This window comes from Mucilaginibacter sp. BGA-UO-ETr-C110, assembly GCF_059567985.1.
Window position 1 is genome coordinate 1441788 of the sequence record NZ_JCAQPB010000002.1, and the last position, 18788, is coordinate 1460575.

The 18788-nt window shown below is 42.1% G+C and carries 16 protein-coding genes and 1 tRNA gene; 4 read left to right on the plus strand and 13 right to left on the minus strand.

What is annotated here, in order from left to right; genetic code table 11:
* Positions 1–128 precede the first annotated feature (128 nt).
* Complete coding sequence (locus AC57BQ_RS07085; protein ID WP_496405608.1) at positions 129–1607, plus strand: RICIN domain-containing protein; 1479 nt, start codon at positions 129–131, stop codon at positions 1605–1607.
* A gap of 581 nt (positions 1608–2188) precedes the next feature.
* On the opposite strand, the gene AC57BQ_RS07090 is transcribed toward AC57BQ_RS07085, so the two are convergent.
* Both AC57BQ_RS07090 and AC57BQ_RS07095 read right to left on the minus strand, forming a co-directional pair.
* Entirely contained in the window at positions 2189–3196 is a 1008-nt protein-coding gene (locus AC57BQ_RS07090) for a ligand-binding sensor domain-containing protein (RefSeq protein WP_496405609.1), read from the minus strand.
* 17 nt (positions 3197–3213) lie between these two features.
* Positions 3214–3855 carry a YceI family protein gene (locus AC57BQ_RS07095; protein ID WP_496405610.1) on the minus strand — a complete coding sequence of 214 codons (642 nt, stop codon included), beginning with the start codon at positions 3853–3855 and terminating at the stop codon, positions 3214–3216.
* A 103-nt stretch (positions 3856–3958) separates the two neighbouring features.
* On the opposite strand from AC57BQ_RS07095, the gene AC57BQ_RS07100 reads away from it, so the two are divergent.
* Positions 3959–4849 carry a winged helix-turn-helix domain-containing protein gene (locus tag AC57BQ_RS07100; protein ID WP_496405611.1) on the plus strand — a complete coding sequence of 297 codons (891 nt, stop codon included), beginning with the start codon at positions 3959–3961 and terminating at the stop codon, positions 4847–4849.
* Between the two features lie 426 nt (positions 4850–5275).
* Here AC57BQ_RS07100 and AC57BQ_RS07105 read toward each other — a convergent pair whose 3' ends face one another.
* From AC57BQ_RS07105 to hscB, 11 genes are all read right to left on the minus strand, one after another.
* Positions 5276–5650 (minus strand): hypothetical protein, encoded by a 375-nt coding sequence (locus AC57BQ_RS07105; RefSeq protein ID WP_496405612.1) that lies wholly within the window; start codon positions 5648–5650, stop codon positions 5276–5278.
* A gap of 11 nt (positions 5651–5661) precedes the next feature.
* Positions 5662–6960, minus strand: coding sequence for a TolC family protein (locus AC57BQ_RS07110; protein WP_496405613.1), 1299 nt, complete (start codon positions 6958–6960; stop codon positions 5662–5664).
* An 11-nt stretch (positions 6961–6971) separates the two neighbouring features.
* Positions 6972–10073, minus strand: coding sequence for an efflux RND transporter permease subunit (locus AC57BQ_RS07115; protein WP_496405614.1), 3102 nt, complete (start codon positions 10071–10073; stop codon positions 6972–6974).
* A 12-nt stretch (positions 10074–10085) separates the two neighbouring features.
* Positions 10086–11204: an efflux RND transporter periplasmic adaptor subunit gene (locus AC57BQ_RS07120; RefSeq protein ID WP_496405615.1), complete on the minus strand. Its 1119-nt coding sequence runs from the start codon at positions 11202–11204 to the stop codon at positions 10086–10088.
* 162 nt (positions 11205–11366) lie between these two features.
* Entirely contained in the window at positions 11367–12734 is a 1368-nt protein-coding gene (locus tag AC57BQ_RS07125) for a sensor histidine kinase (protein WP_496405616.1), read from the minus strand.
* Entirely contained in the window at positions 12731–13414 is a 684-nt protein-coding gene (locus tag AC57BQ_RS07130; protein WP_496405617.1) for a response regulator transcription factor, read from the minus strand. Before AC57BQ_RS07130 ends, AC57BQ_RS07125 begins: the two co-directional genes overlap by 4 nt.
* A gap of 659 nt (positions 13415–14073) precedes the next feature.
* The gene (locus AC57BQ_RS07135) at positions 14074–14466 is read right to left on the minus strand and encodes a nuclear transport factor 2 family protein (protein WP_496405618.1); all 393 of its coding nucleotides are present in this window, start codon (positions 14464–14466) and stop codon (positions 14074–14076) included.
* Positions 14467–14535: 69 nt separating this feature from the next.
* Complete coding sequence (locus AC57BQ_RS07140; RefSeq protein ID WP_496405619.1) at positions 14536–15426, minus strand: MBL fold metallo-hydrolase; 891 nt, start codon at positions 15424–15426, stop codon at positions 14536–14538.
* Positions 15427–15505: 79 nt separating this feature from the next.
* Entirely contained in the window at positions 15506–16093 is a 588-nt protein-coding gene (locus tag AC57BQ_RS07145; RefSeq protein WP_496405620.1) for a Crp/Fnr family transcriptional regulator, read from the minus strand.
* A 91-nt stretch (positions 16094–16184) separates the two neighbouring features.
* A tRNA-Leu gene (locus tag AC57BQ_RS07150) sits at positions 16185–16264 on the minus strand.
* A gap of 24 nt (positions 16265–16288) precedes the next feature.
* Positions 16289–16813 carry a Fe-S protein assembly co-chaperone HscB gene (hscB, locus tag AC57BQ_RS07155; protein ID WP_496405621.1) on the minus strand — a complete coding sequence of 175 codons (525 nt, stop codon included), beginning with the start codon at positions 16811–16813 and terminating at the stop codon, positions 16289–16291.
* A 128-nt stretch (positions 16814–16941) separates the two neighbouring features.
* On the opposite strand from hscB, the gene kdsA reads away from it, so the two are divergent.
* Entirely contained in the window at positions 16942–17763 is an 822-nt protein-coding gene (gene kdsA, locus AC57BQ_RS07160; RefSeq protein WP_496405622.1) for a 3-deoxy-8-phosphooctulonate synthase, read from the plus strand.
* Positions 17764–17848: 85 nt separating this feature from the next.
* A complete protein-coding gene (locus tag AC57BQ_RS07165) occupies positions 17849–18784 on the plus strand; it encodes a KpsF/GutQ family sugar-phosphate isomerase (protein ID WP_496405623.1) in 936 nt (311 codons plus the stop codon).
* Positions 18785–18788: the final 4 nt, after the last annotated feature.

Below are 18788 nucleotides of genomic sequence, written 5' to 3' on the forward strand. Positions count from 1 at the left end.
AACATATAACCAATAATTGATTGCCGATTCTTTTGGTTGTGAGGGTTTTCTTACAACCAAAAAGATTGGTATAGGAAGAGAACATTCCAAACTTAAATCAAATACAATAAACCTTAAACTTAAAACCAATGAAAAGAAACTTAATTCTTCAGGGAGTATGCTGCTTGATAGCCATTTCAGCGGGCTGTTCAAAAGATGCTTTAAAAAAATCTACTACGGCAGCAGGCGCAGCTTCGAAAAGTCATCTTGCTGTGACAGCAACCGGAACAGATAATACGAACCCTTTTCGGGGCATCAACTGGGCCGATCCTAATGGTAATGAGGGGGATGGAAGAGTTGTTCTGCCTAGTGGTATGACCGCATCGCTGACTACAACACAAGCCGCCGCGGTAGGTACCCGTATTTCCAGCGCCGTTAAAGTAAGCGGTGGAACTACTATCAGAATGCCCATAAATCCATGGACAGCATCAAGTTCTACTTATTGGCCCGTATACCAGGCTGCCATAAATGCTATCGTATTGAATGGGTGTAAGGTGATACTTTGTTATTGGCCTGTAGGCGTGCATCATGTACCTGATGCCACACAATGGACTACCATGTGGCAAACGGTGGACAATGTATATAAAAATAATACTTCGGTATTATATGAACCCATTAACGAGCCGGTTGATTATTCAAGTACTGATTTAAATAATTTATATGCTGGTTTTCTGACCACATTTAGCCCCGCTAACGGGAAATGTATCCTGGATGGTACAGGCTACGCCGCTGATGTCACTACCGTTGGAGCCGATACAAGATTGACCAATCAATATCTGGGGTTACACTGTTATTGGTGGTTTTGGGGCTCCTATGATGTTTGGTCAAGTTATTATAGTATTATGTCGGCCAGAACGGGTTCTTATGCGGCCCGTACCGTGGTCACAGAAATTGGTATCGAGACATTCAGGAACATGAGTTTCTGGTGGCAGTGGGATACTGGCGTGTATGTTGACCAGGCATTTTTAACCGGAACACTTTCCTATGCCAAAGATAATTCTATGGGCACAATAGCATGGTCGGGTGTTAATGACATTGATACCTATCGTTGGTATAAGGCAAATGACACGTTGATAGAGGTTAGTCCGGGTACTGCAAATATGTACAGGTGGTCATGGAAACTGACTGCATCACCAGTTTGGCTGGGGCCAATTGCTGACGGCCGGTACAAGCTTCAAAACCGAGCATCCGGCCTTAATCTTGATAATTTAGGTAGCACAACTGATGGTGCAACTATAGCTCAATGGGCTGATGGTACAAGTTCTAACCAGAAATGGAACGTGAGCTACACCAATGGCTATTATACTTTGAGCTGTGTAACGGGAAAAGAATGTGTGGATACAGGAGGTAATACTGCAGATGGATCGTCTGTTAAACAAAATACAGTAAATACCAATAGTACGCAGCGCTGGTCAATAGTTTCCGCAGGAGGCGGTTATTATAAGATCATTAACCTTGCAACAGGAAAGTGTCTTGATACAGGAGGTCTGACGGCCAATGGATCTGTTATGCAACAGTGGACGAGCGGCTCGAGCTATAATCAGCAATGGAAGCTTATTGCTCAATAAAAAAATCAGGAGTGGTTCACTAGGAACCGGGCAAAGAACGAGGTGTAATAGTTTGCACCGGTCGGCTATCAATTCATAGTGCCACCCGGTCTGGATTGATTACGAGCTGTCCGACTGGGAGGGATAAGGCGCGAAGATTCACGCTTTATCCCTCTTTTAAAAAGCGTCCTCAATTTATTTAACGCTTTACTTACTAATCACAACTAATTAACAGTCTCTTTTTACTATCAATTCAGATAGTCATGAAGTTATTTAGGATTTGTATTTGGCAGGTTTGAATTGAACCGAAAACTAAAAAAGTAAAAACCCTCTCTACATCATCGTAAAGAGTTTTTTTAATTATTACAATAAAGTTCGGTAGCACCTAACTTTTCCAGTACACAAAGTCAGGCCAATGTCGAACCAATTTATAGAAGATTTGAAGCAGATTGCTCTTTTATGTGATTATAGGACACATTAAAGATAATCAAAGCGGGATTGAGGTCGAACCACTGCCCCTCAATTTAACCCGGTATTGAAGTGTTTCAAACCCGCTGATTTAAATTATCAGCAATGCACCTTAATGTTGACCCTCGTTACCCTTAAAATCTTTTAATGTTCTTTCCATCATAATGATACACTCCGCCATCAGCTCCAAACCAAATACTTCCATCGTTAGCTTCCAAGATCCCCAAAAAAGCTGGTGGTCCTGACATAATTTCGGTTACAGTGAGCTTTTTATTGTACAAGGACTTTGCATCATAACGGGACAGTGCCCATATCTTCCCAATAGGAGGATTTACTACACCAGTAGTCCAGATGTTTCCTTTTTTATCTTCGATTATAGCATAAACACCTCTCTGCGATACCTTGGTAAAGGTTCTTCCGTCATAGCGCCAAAGGCCATTGTCACCGAACCAAATATTGCCTCTTCTATCTTCGATTATCGACCAAACGTTGTTAAAGCCTTTACCGTCTTTATTGGTGAGGGTGGTAAATGTTTTTCCATCATAAATGAAGGCCTCGCCCCTTGTGCCAAACCATAATTTCCCGGTTTTGTCTTCCATAATAGTAGTAATATTATTACTGGGTAGTCCTTCTTTAGTTGTAAAATTTCGAAAAGATTTTCCATCGTAACGGCTTACTCCACCTCCGGTGCCGAACCAAATAATGCCGGCCCTATCTTCATAAATAGAAAAAACCTCATTATTGGCAAGCCCCTCCCTGGTTGTGAAATTCTGAAAGGATTTCCCGTTGTAATAATAAACGCCTGAATCAATAGAAGTGAACCAAATATTTCCGCGTCGATCTTCCAGGACATCCCAGAATCTGTGCGAACCTAATTTACTAGTGAGATTAGTAAATGATTTTCCATCGTATCGAAAAACATCACCAAATGATGTGCTGTTTGAGCCAGTCATCAAAATGGTGCCATTTCTGCCTTTTTTTATATTACGAATCATTTGTTGGGTAGGCCCATGAGAAGTGATTATGTCTTTGGTTTCGTACTTGATATTATCTTTTGGCAGGTCTGTTTTGACATGCCCCCTACAAGAAGTGCAAAAAACAAGCGTCAAGAACAAAGCATAAATCTGTGCGTAGGTTTTCATTTTTTCTTTGTGTTATCTTACAATAATTTCTTAGTAAATACCAGTTCCAGGCTCACCGAGATGTCATCGTCAACAAGATGGTCTTTCAGGCTGTCAAATGGGTTCCAGGATTTCGGCTTCTGTTGAAGATCGATATTCCAATTTTCGCGGTTAATGTTCGTGTTTGCCGTTGCTGTGATGGTATTGCCGTTTTGCTTCATAATAGTTGTAAATTCAATAGGTTTGGTCAGATCTTTAATCGTCAGGTCACCGTAAACCTTGTAGGTTGTTCCATCAGGTTCCGGCAGTATTTTATTAATTACCATGGTGGCAGTAGGGTGTTTTGAAACAGCAAAGAAGCCTTCGCTTCTCAGCTCATCGTCAACCTCTTTTCTTTTGGTAACTGAAGTTTCGTCGGTAGTCCTCATACTGTTCATATTAATACTGAAAGTACCTCGTGTTGGCCTGCCGGCAATAAAGCTGCTAAGGGTGCCCGAATTAAATAATATAAAACCCTTATGGCTGTTTTTGGGAACTTTCCAGAACAGTTTGCTTTTTTTTATATCGAGCTGATAAACAACATCCTGAGCGCCCGGTTTTTGCTGAGCCTGCACGGGAAAGTAGATTACTGCTGCCAGCATGATGATCAGGCAGGACAAAACGTTTCTCTTATTTTTCATATCATATCAAAATTAATTCAGCGAAACTACTTTGATATTTTTCGGCTTGAGAGATTTGGATTGTAAATAAAAATGTAAACTTTGTAAATAAAAACTTGACACTATGCATCTTAGTCGATATCTCTTCTTCGGAAAACGCAAATACCTGTGCGGATTGATATTACTCTCGTTTATCTCCGTAATCTGCGTGGCCTTTAGTATGGGAGGCAGTGACGACTTTGATATCGCCAGGAGGGAAGTTTTGCTCCGCAGGATCGGACATGAACTACTCTTACAGTCGGGCGACAGTACATCAAGGGTGCTTCCGGTAAAAAAGATCGCAGAAAATGAATACCAGATCAGGTTTGAGAACGATCTTACTTTTCGACCGGACTCCCTGGTGAATACTACTGGGCGTTTATTGGCCAAAGACCCGTTAGCACATGATTATGTCGTTAACGTTCTGACCTGTGGCAACTCTAGTGTGGCCTATGGATACGCTATATCCAAAAATAAAAAAGATGATATTGTACCATGCAAAGGAAGAACGCAACCCAGAGCATGTTACATGATCAACATTAAATTCAAACCGACAGGAATAAATATAGCAAAGAATGGATATCTTCTGGGCAGTCTGCCATTTTTAGCATTTGTTGGTTTTGTATTTTTGAGATCGGTTAAGCCACGAAGAGCCTTACCTGCCAGTCAGTATGCTGACATATTAACTTTAGGCGCTGTGTCGTTCGATGCGAAGAATCGGAAGCTCATAATAAACGGAAAGACAATAGATCTGACCGGAACGGAAACCCGTGTATTGCTCATTTTCGCATTGTCTCCCAATGAGACCATAGAGAGAAGCCGGCTGCAAAAAGAGATATGGGAAGACGAAGGTGTTATTGTGGGGCGCAGTCTGGATATGTTCATATCAAAACTTAGAAAAAAACTGGAATTTGATCCGAATATTAAAATTGTTGTTATACGCGGCAAAGGATATAAGCTAGAAATTAGCTCTTAAGAAGAATCAGCTCGCCCCAAACCGACCTTATTAGACTTCAATCTGGCATTTGTAAGACTTTATCGTGAACTACTAAAACGATATCATAAAAAGAATCATCCTTACCGTAGATCGAACCAAAAACAATGCTTTCCGAGCGATAAAGCCATTTATTCACTAAAAACTAAACCCTCTCTACGCATTGTAAAGGGGGTTTGTACCCACTGAGCGGGAATACTTTCAACATTTAGAAAGCTTTTTATGGCTTATAGAGCCCATAATCCAGGATTTAAAAGTGAAAGGATTTATAAAATAGTTGTTTTATCAGAAGATTTTATAGTTTAAACTGTATGTGATTTATAGTTACCAGGCTTGAATTGAACCAGAAATTTGCACTTGTCAAAAAAAGTTATGCATAGTTTTAGAAACGTTTTAACTAAATAGCCTTTATTGTACATCAATAGTAAAGTTAGATATATTATCTCCCCTATAGCGGCGTACCACAGTGGCAGTTGTATCTCCCTTTACTGTTGTTTTGTTTGCATATCCAATAGCCTTTATATAATACCTTCCAGGTGTCAGGTTACTGAAGGTAGTAATTCCGCTGCCATCTGTAGTGAGGATGCCGTCATACTGGCTATCTGTAAAGTTGGGATTGGTGTAAACACCCATTTTTAAATATACTTTGGCTCCCGCTACGGGCTGGTTATGATAATGCACCGTAATATTTAGACTGCCATTACCACTGGGGTCTTTTTCACAGGAATAAAACAAGGTCAAAAAGAACTGCGATAAGCAGATTAAGTAAATTTGCTTTTTCATGATTCGGTTGATTATTGTAAATCCCAGATGCCAGCTGAGCGCTCCAGCGTAATCAGGGCCGATGCATAATTAAATAAAGCCTGGTAGTAATTCTGCTGTACATCATTATAGGTACGTTGGGCATTCAAAACCTCCAGTAGCGAGGTTTCCCCACGCTTATAGCTGTAGGTTTTACCGTCCAGCACTTTTTGCGCTTCGGTTAATAAGCCATTCTTAAACTGCGTGGCCTGTTTCTGCGCGGCTTTGTAATTCATCCAGGATTGCAATACTTCTGTTTGGATTTGCAGCAATACCTGGTCATATTGTACTGCCGATTGTTTGATGGTATACTGCGCGGCTTTAATATCCCCTTTATAATGATTGGAGAATTTCAGTGGGATGGATAGTCCAGCATTCAAACTACGGTAGGCTGGTGTTGGCGCTATTTCATTGGTAGCTGCCGCATTATAAGTACCTCCCAGGTTAATGCCAAGGTCAATTGTCCGGTTGGCCTTAACCAGTTGCAGGCTTTTTTCAGCAGCAGTTTTGGTGTTTAAAGCCACCACCAGGTCTGCCCTGTTATTCTGCGCGTTTGCTATCAGGTTACCTAATGAAAAGTCCCTGTCCAGTTTGTCAAAATCGCCTGAAGGCATAAACAATGTATCGGCATGAGCTTTTCCGGTCAGTAAATTGAGTTGTACAAGGGCTGTTTTCCAGTCGGCTTCATTCTGGAACAAGGTATTTCTTAATGTGCCAGCTTCCAGTTTGGATTGCCGGGCATCTGTTTCTGTAATAGCGCCCAGTTTAAAACGGATAGAATTAGCCTTGGCCAGCTTATCCATATTCTCCCAGGAGTTTTTCTGAACTTGGAAAATATAAAAGTTCTGCATGGCGGTGTAGTAAGCCAGTGACGCATCTGCCCGCAGGTTACGGAAATAATCTTCCAGCATGGCTTTATTTAACTCTACCTCACTTTTGGCCAGATCTATCCTTGATCTTCTTTTTCCGCCTAATTCCAGCGTGGTGCTCAGGCCGGCATTATAACCGTAGCCCAGTTTTTTACTGGCATTCTGATTATCAAATGCCCCGAAAGATAATTCAGGATCGGGAAATACTTTCGCAGATTCTATTCCGGCTTCGGCAATACTTACATTGTATTTTTGAGCCTGATAATCCAGGTTCTGTTTTCCCACCAGACTTAAAAAAGTAGTAAGCGGCAGTTTGATCTTTGCAAAAGAGGTATCAGCGCTTTGCTGCGCTAATGCTTTTGTATTATTCATCACTACGATGAATAATAACAGATATATGATATTGAATTTCTTAATTTTCATGTCTTTATAGCTTATTTCTGAGGTTCTGCCGGTTTAAAATCATCCTTTCCCCATTTGCTTTCCAGCATGTAATACAGGGCAGGCAGCACAAAAAGGGTGATAGCTGTTGCTACAAACAATCCGTATACAATTACTGTAGCCAATGGCCTTTGTACATCAGAACCGATGCCTGTTGCCAGCGATGCGGGCAGCAAACCCAATGCTGCAACAGTGGCGGTCATTAATACTGGTCGAAAACGGTCTTCGGCTCCCTCTACAACAGCTTTTAGTAAATCGTATCCTTTTTTCCTCAGGTCATTGATGTGCGAGATCAGTATCACGCCATTCTGTATGGCTACACCAAACAAGGCGATGAACCCTACGGCCGATGACACATTCAAGGTCATTCCCCTGATGTTCAATGCCAGCATACCGCCGAATAAAGCCAACGGTACAATAGATAAGATCAGCCCAGCCTGGCGGAATTTGCCGAATGCCCCGTACAGTAATAAGAACATGATAGCCAATGCCAGCGGTACAATCACCATCAGCTTGGCATAGGCCCGGTTCTGGTTTTCAAATTGCCCACCCCATTTGATCGTATACTTGTCGTGATCGTATTTGATGGTATTTTCAATTTTGCTTTGCGCTTCATTTAAAAAAGCGGTCAGATCAGTCCCACGCAAATTGAGTTTAACGGTCAAATGACGTTTATTTAATTCCCTGGTAATAGTACTTTCACCTGTTGCAGTTTTTACGGTTGCAATTTGCGACAACGGGATTTTGGCACCTGTTTGAGAAGTAAGCATCAGGTTAGCAATTTTCTCTGGTGTATTACGGCTTTCTTCATTATAGCGGCAGATCACGTCATAAACCTTATTGCCGGAAAACACCTGTGATATAGCTTTGCCACCAATGGCTACTTCGATCAGTTCAGATACGTCGCTTACATTAAGGCCGTAACGGGCCACGGCATCACGATCAACAGATATCTGCAATTGGGGTAATGGCGGCTCCTGGTCAATGGCCACATCGGCAGCACCTTTGATGCTTTTAATCGTGGTCATGACATTTTCTGCAATACGGCGGGTTTCTTTAAAATCTTCTCCATATATTTTTACCACCAGCTCGCTGTGCGCGCCTGCAATTTTATCCATTACGCCATCGATCATCGGTTGACTGAATCCGACCGTATAGCCCGGCATAGTTGCATATTCTTTGGCCAGATCGTTGATCAGGTCGGCTTTTGTCCTGCCGTTCTTCCATTCGCTGTAAGGTTTAATGCCAATACTGCATTCAAAGTGCGAGGCTGTCCAGGGATCGGTACCGTCGTCATTACGCCCGGCCTGCACCATCATATAGGTTACTTCGCTATACTTCATGGTATGCTGCCGTAAAGTATCGCTCATTTCTTTCGATTTCTGTAAGGATACGCCGGGAGGCAATTGCACCTGTAACCATATAGAGCCTTCGTCCAGTGGGGGTAAAAAATCTTTACCTACGGTGATGGAAAGGATTACTGCGCCAATTAAGGCAATGGCCAATGGAATAAAAACTTGTTGTGGTTTTTTCATCACCTTTTTACCGCCTTCAAAATAGGCTGTGGTTAATTTTTCCAGCCATTTGTTGTGGAACAGTTTACGGGGTTTCCGGTAAACGGCATAAGCCAGCCCCGGTATCAGCAACAGCGCGACCGCCAATGCACCCAGCAATGCAAAACCCACGGTGAAAGCCATCGGGGTAAATAATTTCTTTTCTACCCTTTCAAAAGAGAACAGGGGCAGGTAGGCGGTAATGATGATAACGGTAGAGAACAAAATGGGTTTGGCAACAGCCAAGGCCCTTTGCCCAATTGTTGCTTCGTGCAATTCTTCCGTAGGGCTTTCCTCCCGCTTTTTCAAAATGGTTTCCATCATCACAATGGCCCCGTCTACAATGATCCCAAAGTCAATGGCACCAAGCGAAAGCAGGTTAGCCGGGATATGGGTAAAGTGCATCAATATAAAAGCAACCAGTAAGGCCAGCGGAATAGTGATGGCCACGATCAATGCGCCGCGCCAGTTACCCAGAAAAACAATCAGCACAATAATAACCAGGGTCATGCCTTCCAGTAGTGTATGCGATACAGTATGCAAAGTGGTGTCAACCAGACTCGTCCGGTCTATATATGGCCTGATCCGTACACCTTGGGGTAATATATTTTTATTCAGGTCTTCTACAGCGGCATGGATGCCCTCTAATACTTTTGATGGGTTTTCGCCTTTTAACAGCAGCACGATGCCTTCATCGCCTTCGCTGTAGTTTACTTTACGGTCGGTATAACCTAAAATGCCTTTGCGTTCCAGGTTGCCGTATTTCAAAGTACCTACGTCCTTTAAAAAAACAGGTACGCCATTTACCGACTTAACAACGACGTTACCCAAACCCTCCAGCGTTTTTACCAGGCCGATGCCCCGTACTACATAACCCAGGTCGCCCCGTGTGAGTACACTCCCGCCTGCGTTGGCATTGTTATTATTGATAGCAGTTTGTATATCGGTAAGGGAAAGTTTGTATTGTTCCAGCTTACCGGGATCAACTTCCAGCTGGTATTGCGTGGTGATACCGCCAAAGTTGGTCACATCGGCAACACCTGCTACTTGTTTGATGCGGGGAATAATTGTCCAGGTTTGCAGGTCGGTGATCTCACGCAGGTCATGATTTTTGCTTTCGATGATATAACGATAGATCTCCCCGATGGGTGAGGTAAGCGGATCAAGACCGGGCTGCGCGCCATAGGGCAGCGTGACATCGCCCAGGCGCTCGGTAATGCGTTGCCTGGCCCAGTAATCCTCAATTCCATCTTCAAAAACAATAGTGATGATAGAAAGGCCGAATGTACTTTTGCTACGCATCACGTGCATACCCGGCATTCCGTTTAAGGCCCTTTCTACGGGAATGGTGATCTGTTGCTCCACCTCTTCGGCAGCAAGGCCGGGTACCTGTGTCACTACCTGTGAAGTAACGTCGGCAATATCAGGATAAGCCTCTACGGATAATTGTGTCCAGGAATAATAGCCAAACATGGCCAGCAGGACGAACAATGCTGCGAAAAGCCAGCGCTTTTTTATAGCGGTAAAAATTAGTTTCTTCATAATGGCTGTATTTTATTTAGCATCCAACAGGTAAAAGCCACCAGAGGTCAGGATCCGGTCGCCTGGTTTTAAACCAGATTTGATCACTACCTGGTCATGATCAGTATTGGCTGTTTCAATTTTTCGTTTTACATATTTGCCAGGTGCCGGTTCTGTAAATACAAAGCTTTCATCGTTCATTTGCAATACGGCGGTGGTAGGGATCAGGATAACCTGGGAAGGTGCATTGTCAAAATCTACAGTAACATACATACCCGGTTTTAGTGTACGATCTGCATTGTTACATTCGATCAATACCTGTACACTGCGCGTGTCTTCATCCACCATATCATTCACATGATAAACTTTGCCCTTAACCTGTTTTTCGGGTAAGGCGGCGATCTGAATGGAACATTCGTCCAATTCATGGATAAAGCGGATATCTTTTTCCTTGATCTGCCCAGCCACCCAAACCTTGGATAGTTCGGCTACGGTTGCCACGCTGGTCGCATCATTTTTGATGAATTGACCAAGTACCACCTTGTTTTCGATCACCTGCCCGGCAATTGGCGAACGCACCACCAGCGGTTGGCCCAGTACCAGCTGATCAGGATCGGCCTTGAATATCTTTATGCCAATCACCGCGTTTTCATATTCCTTTTTTTCTACCTCGTAAGCGGTTTTGGCTTCTTCCATGTCTTTTTGCGTGCCCACACCATGCGCCGTTAGGTCCTGTTGTCTTTTCAATGTTTTTTCTGCCAGCTGCAGCTGTGATTTCTCCTGGAAAAATATCTTTTGCGCGGTGATAAAATCGGGAGAACTTACTTCAAACAAAGGCGTTTCCGGGGTGGTACGCATCCCCAGCTTTAAATAGGATTTGGTGATCCGGCCCGAAAATGGCGGGGCGATCTCGGCATACTGCGTTGGGATAGCTTTTACTGTACCCGCTGTCAATAGTTGTAAGCGATACGATTGCTCTTTCACCACATCGTTTTTAAGCTTGCCCGCGAGTTTGGAGTTTGGCATTACCTGGATCGTATCGCCGGATAAAGTATAATCGCTTGTTTCTTTGGCTGCTTCCGGTTGATGGCAGGCAGCCATGATGAGTAGACAGCCAATAAGCGCTATAGGGGAGAACACATTTTTTTTCATAATGACCTTGCTTTTAATCAATACATAGTTACTGCCTGAGACAGCGATTATTTACGACGCAAAGGTAGATGGCCGTTTTAGCAAGGTCCGTTAGAGGACTATTAGAAAAAAATTAGAAATTCATTAGAATTATAGCATCAGAAGCATGGAGCAAATGATGTTTCATAAGTGAGGCAGTTCAATAGTAAATGTGGTGCCTTTGTTAATCCCGGATGCTACCGAGATACTTCCTTTGTGCAACTCGATGATCTTCTTGGTGAGCGATAGCCCTATGCCATTTCCCCCGGCAAATTGCTGATTGGCCCCCCGGTAAAAAGCATCAAAGATGTGCTGCAATTCCGGCTCAGCTATCCCGATACCGTTATCCCGGAAATGCAGAATGGTTTTATCTTTAAAATAGGAGATCGCTACAGAAGTCTCCCGCTCTGCCGAAAACTTACAGCCGTTTTCCATCAGGTTCATAAATGCTACCTTTAACAGATATTCATTGCCCCTGACAGAAACATCATTATCGTCATCCATTTCCCCTTCAAACAAGATATTGATCTTGCAATTCGGCTGGTCGTGTAGGGCATCATTCCGGGCATCAAGGATCACCTCGTCCAAACGCAGTTCCCTAAAAGCGATTTCTGTATGGTCATAATTGGCTTTAGCCAGGTCGAGCAGGCTATTGGATAAGCGTACCAGCTTTTGCGCGTCGCTGATGGCATGATGAATGGATGCTTTATAGGATTCGTTACTCCTTTCTTTTTCTACCGCAACCTGCAATTCAGTGAGCATAGCCGTAAGCGGAGTACGCAGTTCATGCGAAATATTGGATACAAACTCCTTTTGCGCGTCAAAAGATTTTTCCAGCCGGTTGAGCATTTCATTAAAAGTAACCGCCAGTTCGCTGATCTCATCTTTTTCTTTTCCGGTATCGATACGCAGGTCCAAATTGGTAGCCGTTATTTCCTCTACCTTATCTACCATATCAGAGACCGGTTTTAAAGCTTTGCTCGAAAAAACATGACCAGCTATATAGATCAGGAATACCGCTACAAAAAACGAGATGATCAAGGTATATTTTAGGTTGCGAAGTTTTACATAGCCTCCCTGGTCATTGGCTATCGCTGTGATCACATAATCCTGGTCATGGTGATGGTAAAAAATACCTACAACCTGCATCTCCCCCTGGTAAAACCTGATCTCCTTTTTTTGGACAATCTCATCTATCATCCGCCGGGTTTCCTTTACCTGGTCGATATCCACCGCATCATGATATAATAGGTTAAAGGAGGTGTCATAAATGGCTACTTCTTCTTTAAACAAGGAGTTTTCAGCGTTTCGGTAGATCAGTTGTAATACCGAAGGGGCAACTTTGGCATCCAACAAGAGATTCGCTTTATTGATGGCAGTGTGGCGTAAAGAGTTGTAATATTCATTCTCTCTGTTTTTTGAAAAGGAGAAATAGACCACCAATGCAAAGGCCAATAACAAGGCGGCGATAATGGAGGTAAACAGCAAAGTGAGTTTATTGCGTATGGTCATGTTTCTTCTTTAAAAATAAAGCCCAAACCGGATTTAGTATGGATGAGCTTGCTGCTAAAGTCCTTGTCGATTTTTTTTCGCAGGTAATTGATATAGACATCAATGAAGTTTGTTCCTGTATCAAAATGGGTGTCCCATACCTTTTCCGCAATTTCCACCCTGGATAAAACCCTTTCGCTATTTTGCATCATGTATTCCAGCAGTTTCAATTCTTTTGGTGTAAGGCTAATCTCCTTACCCGAACGACTCACAATTTTGGTCTGGTTGTTTAATTCCAGATCGGCGTATTTTAAAATAACTGGTTGGGTAGTTGATTTGCCGCCTTTACGGTTCATTACCGCCCTTATACGTACTAACAGTTCGCGGAAGTCAAAGGGTTTTACTAAATAATCGTCTGCCCCGGCATCAAAGCCATCCACCTTATCGTCAGTTGTTCCTAAAGCCGTAAGCAGAATAACAGGAAGGTCAGGCTTGGCCATCCTAATTTCCCGGCATAGTTCGATCCCTGTGAGGTGAGGTAAAATAATATCTGAAATTACCAGGTCATAATCGTTTTGCAAAGCCAGCTTCTTACCACTCAGTCCATCGTAAGCCACAACGGCAATATGGCCCTGTTCTTCCAGACCCCGCCTTACCAAACTGGCTATGCGTTCTTCATCTTCTACGATCAGTATTTTCACAATTAATTTGTAACCTACTGCAAATTAAAACAATTAATTATTTGCAATAGGATTGGATCATTAAATATAAAATATTCGGCACCATGATTTAATATTTTAGTTATATAGAAGCTTTCAATTATACAATTTCAACCAATTGAAAATAAGTAAATAATAGGATTTATAGTGAGTTAGATAAAGGTCAGTAACCGCTCAGGTTTTGCCTTCGGCGGGTTTGACTTGAATCGAAAATTGGTAATTTATATATGTGTTATTTCCTGTATGTAAAGTCAAGAATAAAAATCGGCCATCAGCTTTACAAAGGCCGTACTTAATTAGCAATATTAAACGGCATTTTTTTAACAAATTTCCTTTTTTATTTAATCCTCAGCTGGAGAAGATCTGCTTGAAAACCTTTCACTTTTGATTGATAGAATGGAGTCTGAAAAAGCAAAAACCGATATCAATAAAAATTGGTCAACGATACGATGTTTCCAGTATGGTGTTGTATTAATTTTCTTAACTTCCCAATTAGGTACTAACTGGCATTCACTTTGGGATATCAGTTCGATATAAATTTTAATTGGGAAGCCAGTTTCAAACCGGCTTCCCAATTAAATACGGTATTACTGACCCCTAATTTATCTGGTACACAAAAATGATCAACGCAACGAATACCCCTATTGCTTCATAGAATTGTTTACGGGCTGGCTATCAACAAATTGCTCAAAGCTGTTAATTTTCCCGCCTTTCAATTTCCAAACGTGAGCTACCCTTGCCTCAAAATACTTACCTGTAGCTTTGTTGGTTCCCGTGTAAGTGCCGTAGGCAACTACCTTATCATCGCCGGCAACATAGTCTTCGGGCGTAAATTTATAATCTATCCATTCGCTGCCTAAGCGGTAAAAGACGTTCCTGGTAACTTCTTCTAAACCAATGTAAGTACCAGCATAAGGAAAGCCCTTAGCTTCGGTCCAGCTGATGTTTTCTGATACATACTTAGCTAGGTTTTTGCCGTTTTCTTCGGAGGTTCCCCCTTCATAAGTGCTCCTTACGATCTCTAAATTTGTCATTTTCCTTTTTATTTAAGGAACAACCTGACAGCGCGATAAACATTGCCAGGTTGAACAAGGTTGATAATTTTACCATTTCATTTCGCCCGTGTTTACTTTTGCGCCTATTTGCAAAGCGATATCAAAAGTAAGCGAAGGGTATTTTGCTTTTAACGCAGTGATCAGGGCTGGTGATGTTTTGTCGGTTTTCAAAGCTTCTTCGTAGAACTGGATATAATCTTTTGTATGTTTCACTGCGCTCTCGTCGAACGGGCTTGCAGAATTAGCGTGTGCGGGAACCACGATAGCAGGATGTAATGCCTCAATTTTGTCTAAAACGCTGACCCATTCTTTACGGGCTTCAGCTGTTTGTGCATCAGCCATCCAAAGATGAAAAGTGGTTCCAAATACGTTGATACCACCTATCACGGCTTTGATGGAAGGTATCCAGACAAAAGTTTTAGCCGGAAATTCTTCTAAACCTATGATCTCTAGTTTCTGGCCTTCCAGGTCAATGCTGTTTCTTTTTAACACCTGCGGTAAAATAACGTTTGACGTAACTTTATTACCTAATTGGCCACCCCAAACATCTAATTTCTTTTGAGCCGTCGCTTTAATATGTTCTACGGTTGCCGGTGAAGCATAAGCCGTTACTTCAGGGAAATATTTTTTGAATACTTCCAATCCGAAGTAGAAATCAGGGTCCCCATAAGAAACATAAATAGCGGTTAATTTTTTACCTGAATTTTTGATTTCCTGGGCTACCTTTTCAGCGTCTGCCAGGGTAAATTGTGCGTCGATCAGAACCGCATCGGTTTTTCCGGATACGATGACCGAAGCTACACCAAAACTATTTTCTGATGCGTTGTAAACCTGTAGTTTAAGATTGTTTGCTTCAATCGTTTTAAAGCTTTGTGCCTGTACGTCCATTTTGAATAAGATTAAAATAATTAAAAAAGCTGCTGAAATAAAAGGTTTCATTTTTTGTTGTTTTTAATGACACAGCAAAGATGCGGTCATCAAAAGCCTAAAAAGGTTGAACAAGTTCAATAAATGAAATTCAGCCTATTTTTTTATGAGCGATCTTATTTCTTATTTTACTCAAAAACTCGTGACTGATGCCAAGGTAAGCTGCAATTTGAAGATTAGAAAGGCGCCTGAAGAGTTGGGGATATCTTTCTATAAAATCAGCATAGCGTTGATCGGCTGTTTTACCTAAATTATCTATCATTCTTCTTTGCAGGGCAACATGGGTTTTTTGGGTCATTACCCGGAATAACTTCTCTATTTTTGGTAAATTAGCATAAGCAAATTCCTTGTCCTTTTTTGAAATTACAAGTACCTCACTATCTTCAATTGCCTCAATAAAAAGCTGTGATGGCCTTTCATTGGTAAAGCTGTCAATATCCGTGATCCACCAGTTTTCTATGGCAAAATAGAGTATTTGTTCTGCCGCATTTTTGTCAATATGATAAACCCGGAACATACCCTTTGTAACAAAGCCTTCAAACCTGCAAACTTCGCCCGCTTTTAGAAGTATTTGTTTTTTACTGATGTTTTTCAATTCAAACAATGTCGTAAAGCCGGAAAGTTCCGCCTCAGTAAGATGGACATGTTGTTCAATATGATTGCATAACAATTCGTACATATTCAAAATTAATTAAAAAACCCTCTTTACATATCGTAAAGAGGGTTTTTTAATTATTACAGTAAAGTTAGGTAGTACCTAAACTTTCCTGTACCCAGCGCCGGAGTCGAACCGGCACGGTTTCCCACAGGTGTTTGAGACCAGCGCGTCTACCAATTCCGCCAGCTGGGCATACTCTACTTGTATTGGTATTCCTTACAAGCGGGCTGCAAATGTATCTAAACTCTCTTTAATTCGCAACAGATATTTTTGTCTATAATAAATTTCTGCTATTTCATTACGCCTGCTTTCCTGGGCGGTATGATCCAACTGCTCATAACCGGAAGTAAGACTGGCGAGTTTGTCATTAATATCTCCCTCAATAGCAAGTACTTCTGTAGTAACCGCAGCCAGCTGTTCAGCATCATCAACTTCCATCAGGCGTTCATTAATATCCATCATTTCCATTAAAAAATCTGCCGGAAGTTGTGGTTTTGCCCCTTCAGATACCAGGTCATGCAGCTTTAAAATATATTCCATACGGCGTGCCGGGTCCGAAAGTACCTGGTAAGCCTTGTTATTTAGCGTAGATAATTCCAATATTTCCTGCTGTTTGGCCTCATCTTCGCCGGCATAAAAATCCGGATGATATTGCTTGCTTAATGCATAAAATTTCTTTTTCAGCAGGGCCGCGTCGATATCAAAAGATTCAGGTATGCCGTAAAATTCAAAATAATTCATAGCACGAATTTCAAGAATGTTATTGAATTAACACGAATTTAGTAAGCACTATTACATGAATATTATCAAATGACTTGAATTATTACCAATTGTTTTGACCGGTGAAATCTGTGTCTGTTTTTTAATTCATGCTTATCACTATCTTTGCCTCTTATACTATAAAATACCACATCATGTTGTTTGAACAAATGCGGCAAAAGCCGTTCTTTATATTAGGACCCTGTGTAATGGAAAACCAGGAGCTGTTATACCAGGTAGCCGAGAAAGTTGCCGAGGCAGCTGAGCGTTATCAAGTTCCGGTAATATTTAAATCGTCATTTGATAAGGCCAACCGTACGTCTATCCACTCGTATCGTGGTCCCGGTATCGAAAAAGGAATGGAAATGCTGCAAAATGTAAAAGATCGTTTTGGCTTACCGGTAACTACCGATATTCACGAACCGGGTCAGGCTGCTATAGCCGCCCAGGTGGTTGATATATTACAGATCCCGGCTTTTTTATGCCGTCAAACCGATCTGCTGGTAGCGGCTGCTCAAACAGGTAAAATAGTGAACATAAAAAAAGCCCAGTTTTTGTCGGGACAGGACATGTTTTACCCGGCGCAAAAGGTTTTAGAAGCAGGTAATGATCAGGTGATATTAACCGAACGCGGTAATATGTACGGATACAATAACCTGGCTGTTGATTTCAGGAACATTTATGATATGAAAGCTTTTGGACATCCGGTTTGTATGGATTGTACCCACTCTGTGCAACGTCCGGGTGGAGCAGGAGGCAAAACCGGTGGCGACCGCACCTTTGTACCGATGATGGCCTTAGCAGCTAAAGCTTTTGGGGCCGATGGCTATTTTATGGAGATACATCCCGATCCGGATAATGCGTTAAGCGATGGCCCAAATATGGTTAAGCTTCATGATTTGGATAAAGTATTAGCGCCGTTATTGTCTTGATGAGGCATTCATATGCATTATTTCACATACATGGCGGAATGAAAATCAAAATTCAATAATTCACTAATTCAATAATTATCTTCGGATGAAAGATATTGCCAAAAGGGTTTTTGATATTGAGATTGAGTCGTTACAACACGTGGCTGGCTTAATTGATGATGAGTTTACCAAGGTAGTTAATGTTATACTGGAATCTACAGGTAAACTGGTGGTGATCGGGATAGGCAAATCGGGTCTTATTGGTAAAAAAATAGCCGCTACGCTGGCCAGCACGGGCACACCCAGCTTTTTTCTGCACCCGGGCGAAGCTTTTCATGGCGATCTGGGTATGGTAAGTTCTAATGATATGGTGATGCTGATATCCTATTCGGGAGAGACGGATGAGGTGCTCAGGATCATCCCGTTTTTAACCTGGAACAAGAACCTCGTTATTGGTGTTACAGGCAACCCGAATTCAACAGTGGCGAAGAACAGTCACCACCATTTGAACATAAAAATTTCAAGAGAAGCTTGTCCGCTTGAACTGGCACCTACTTCATCAACTACGGCTGCCCTGGTCATGGGCGATGCCCTGGCCATAGCCCTGATGGAATCACGTGGCTTTCAGCAACATGATTTTGCCCGTTTCCATCCCGGTGGAAGCCTGGGGCGTAAGCTACTGGTTAAGGTAAAGGACCTCATGCGTACGGATAAGCTGCCTTTTATAAATGAGAATGCCTCTTTTATGGAGTTATTGCTCAGTATGTCTGCAGGGCGATTGGGGATGGTGATGGTAGGGGATGCTACTTTTATTAAAGGAATAGTTACCGACGGCGATTTGCGCAGGGCATTATTACAACATCCGGATACTTCGACATTAACCGTGGCCGAGATCATGACCTCAAATCCCATTATTATTGATGGTGAAGAATTTGTGAGCCGGGCCGAACAATTAATGATCGAAAAAAAGATCACCACTTTGCTGGTGGGCTCTGCCGCAGATAAAACTATTCAAGGGGTTTACCAGATCTATAATCAATAGAACG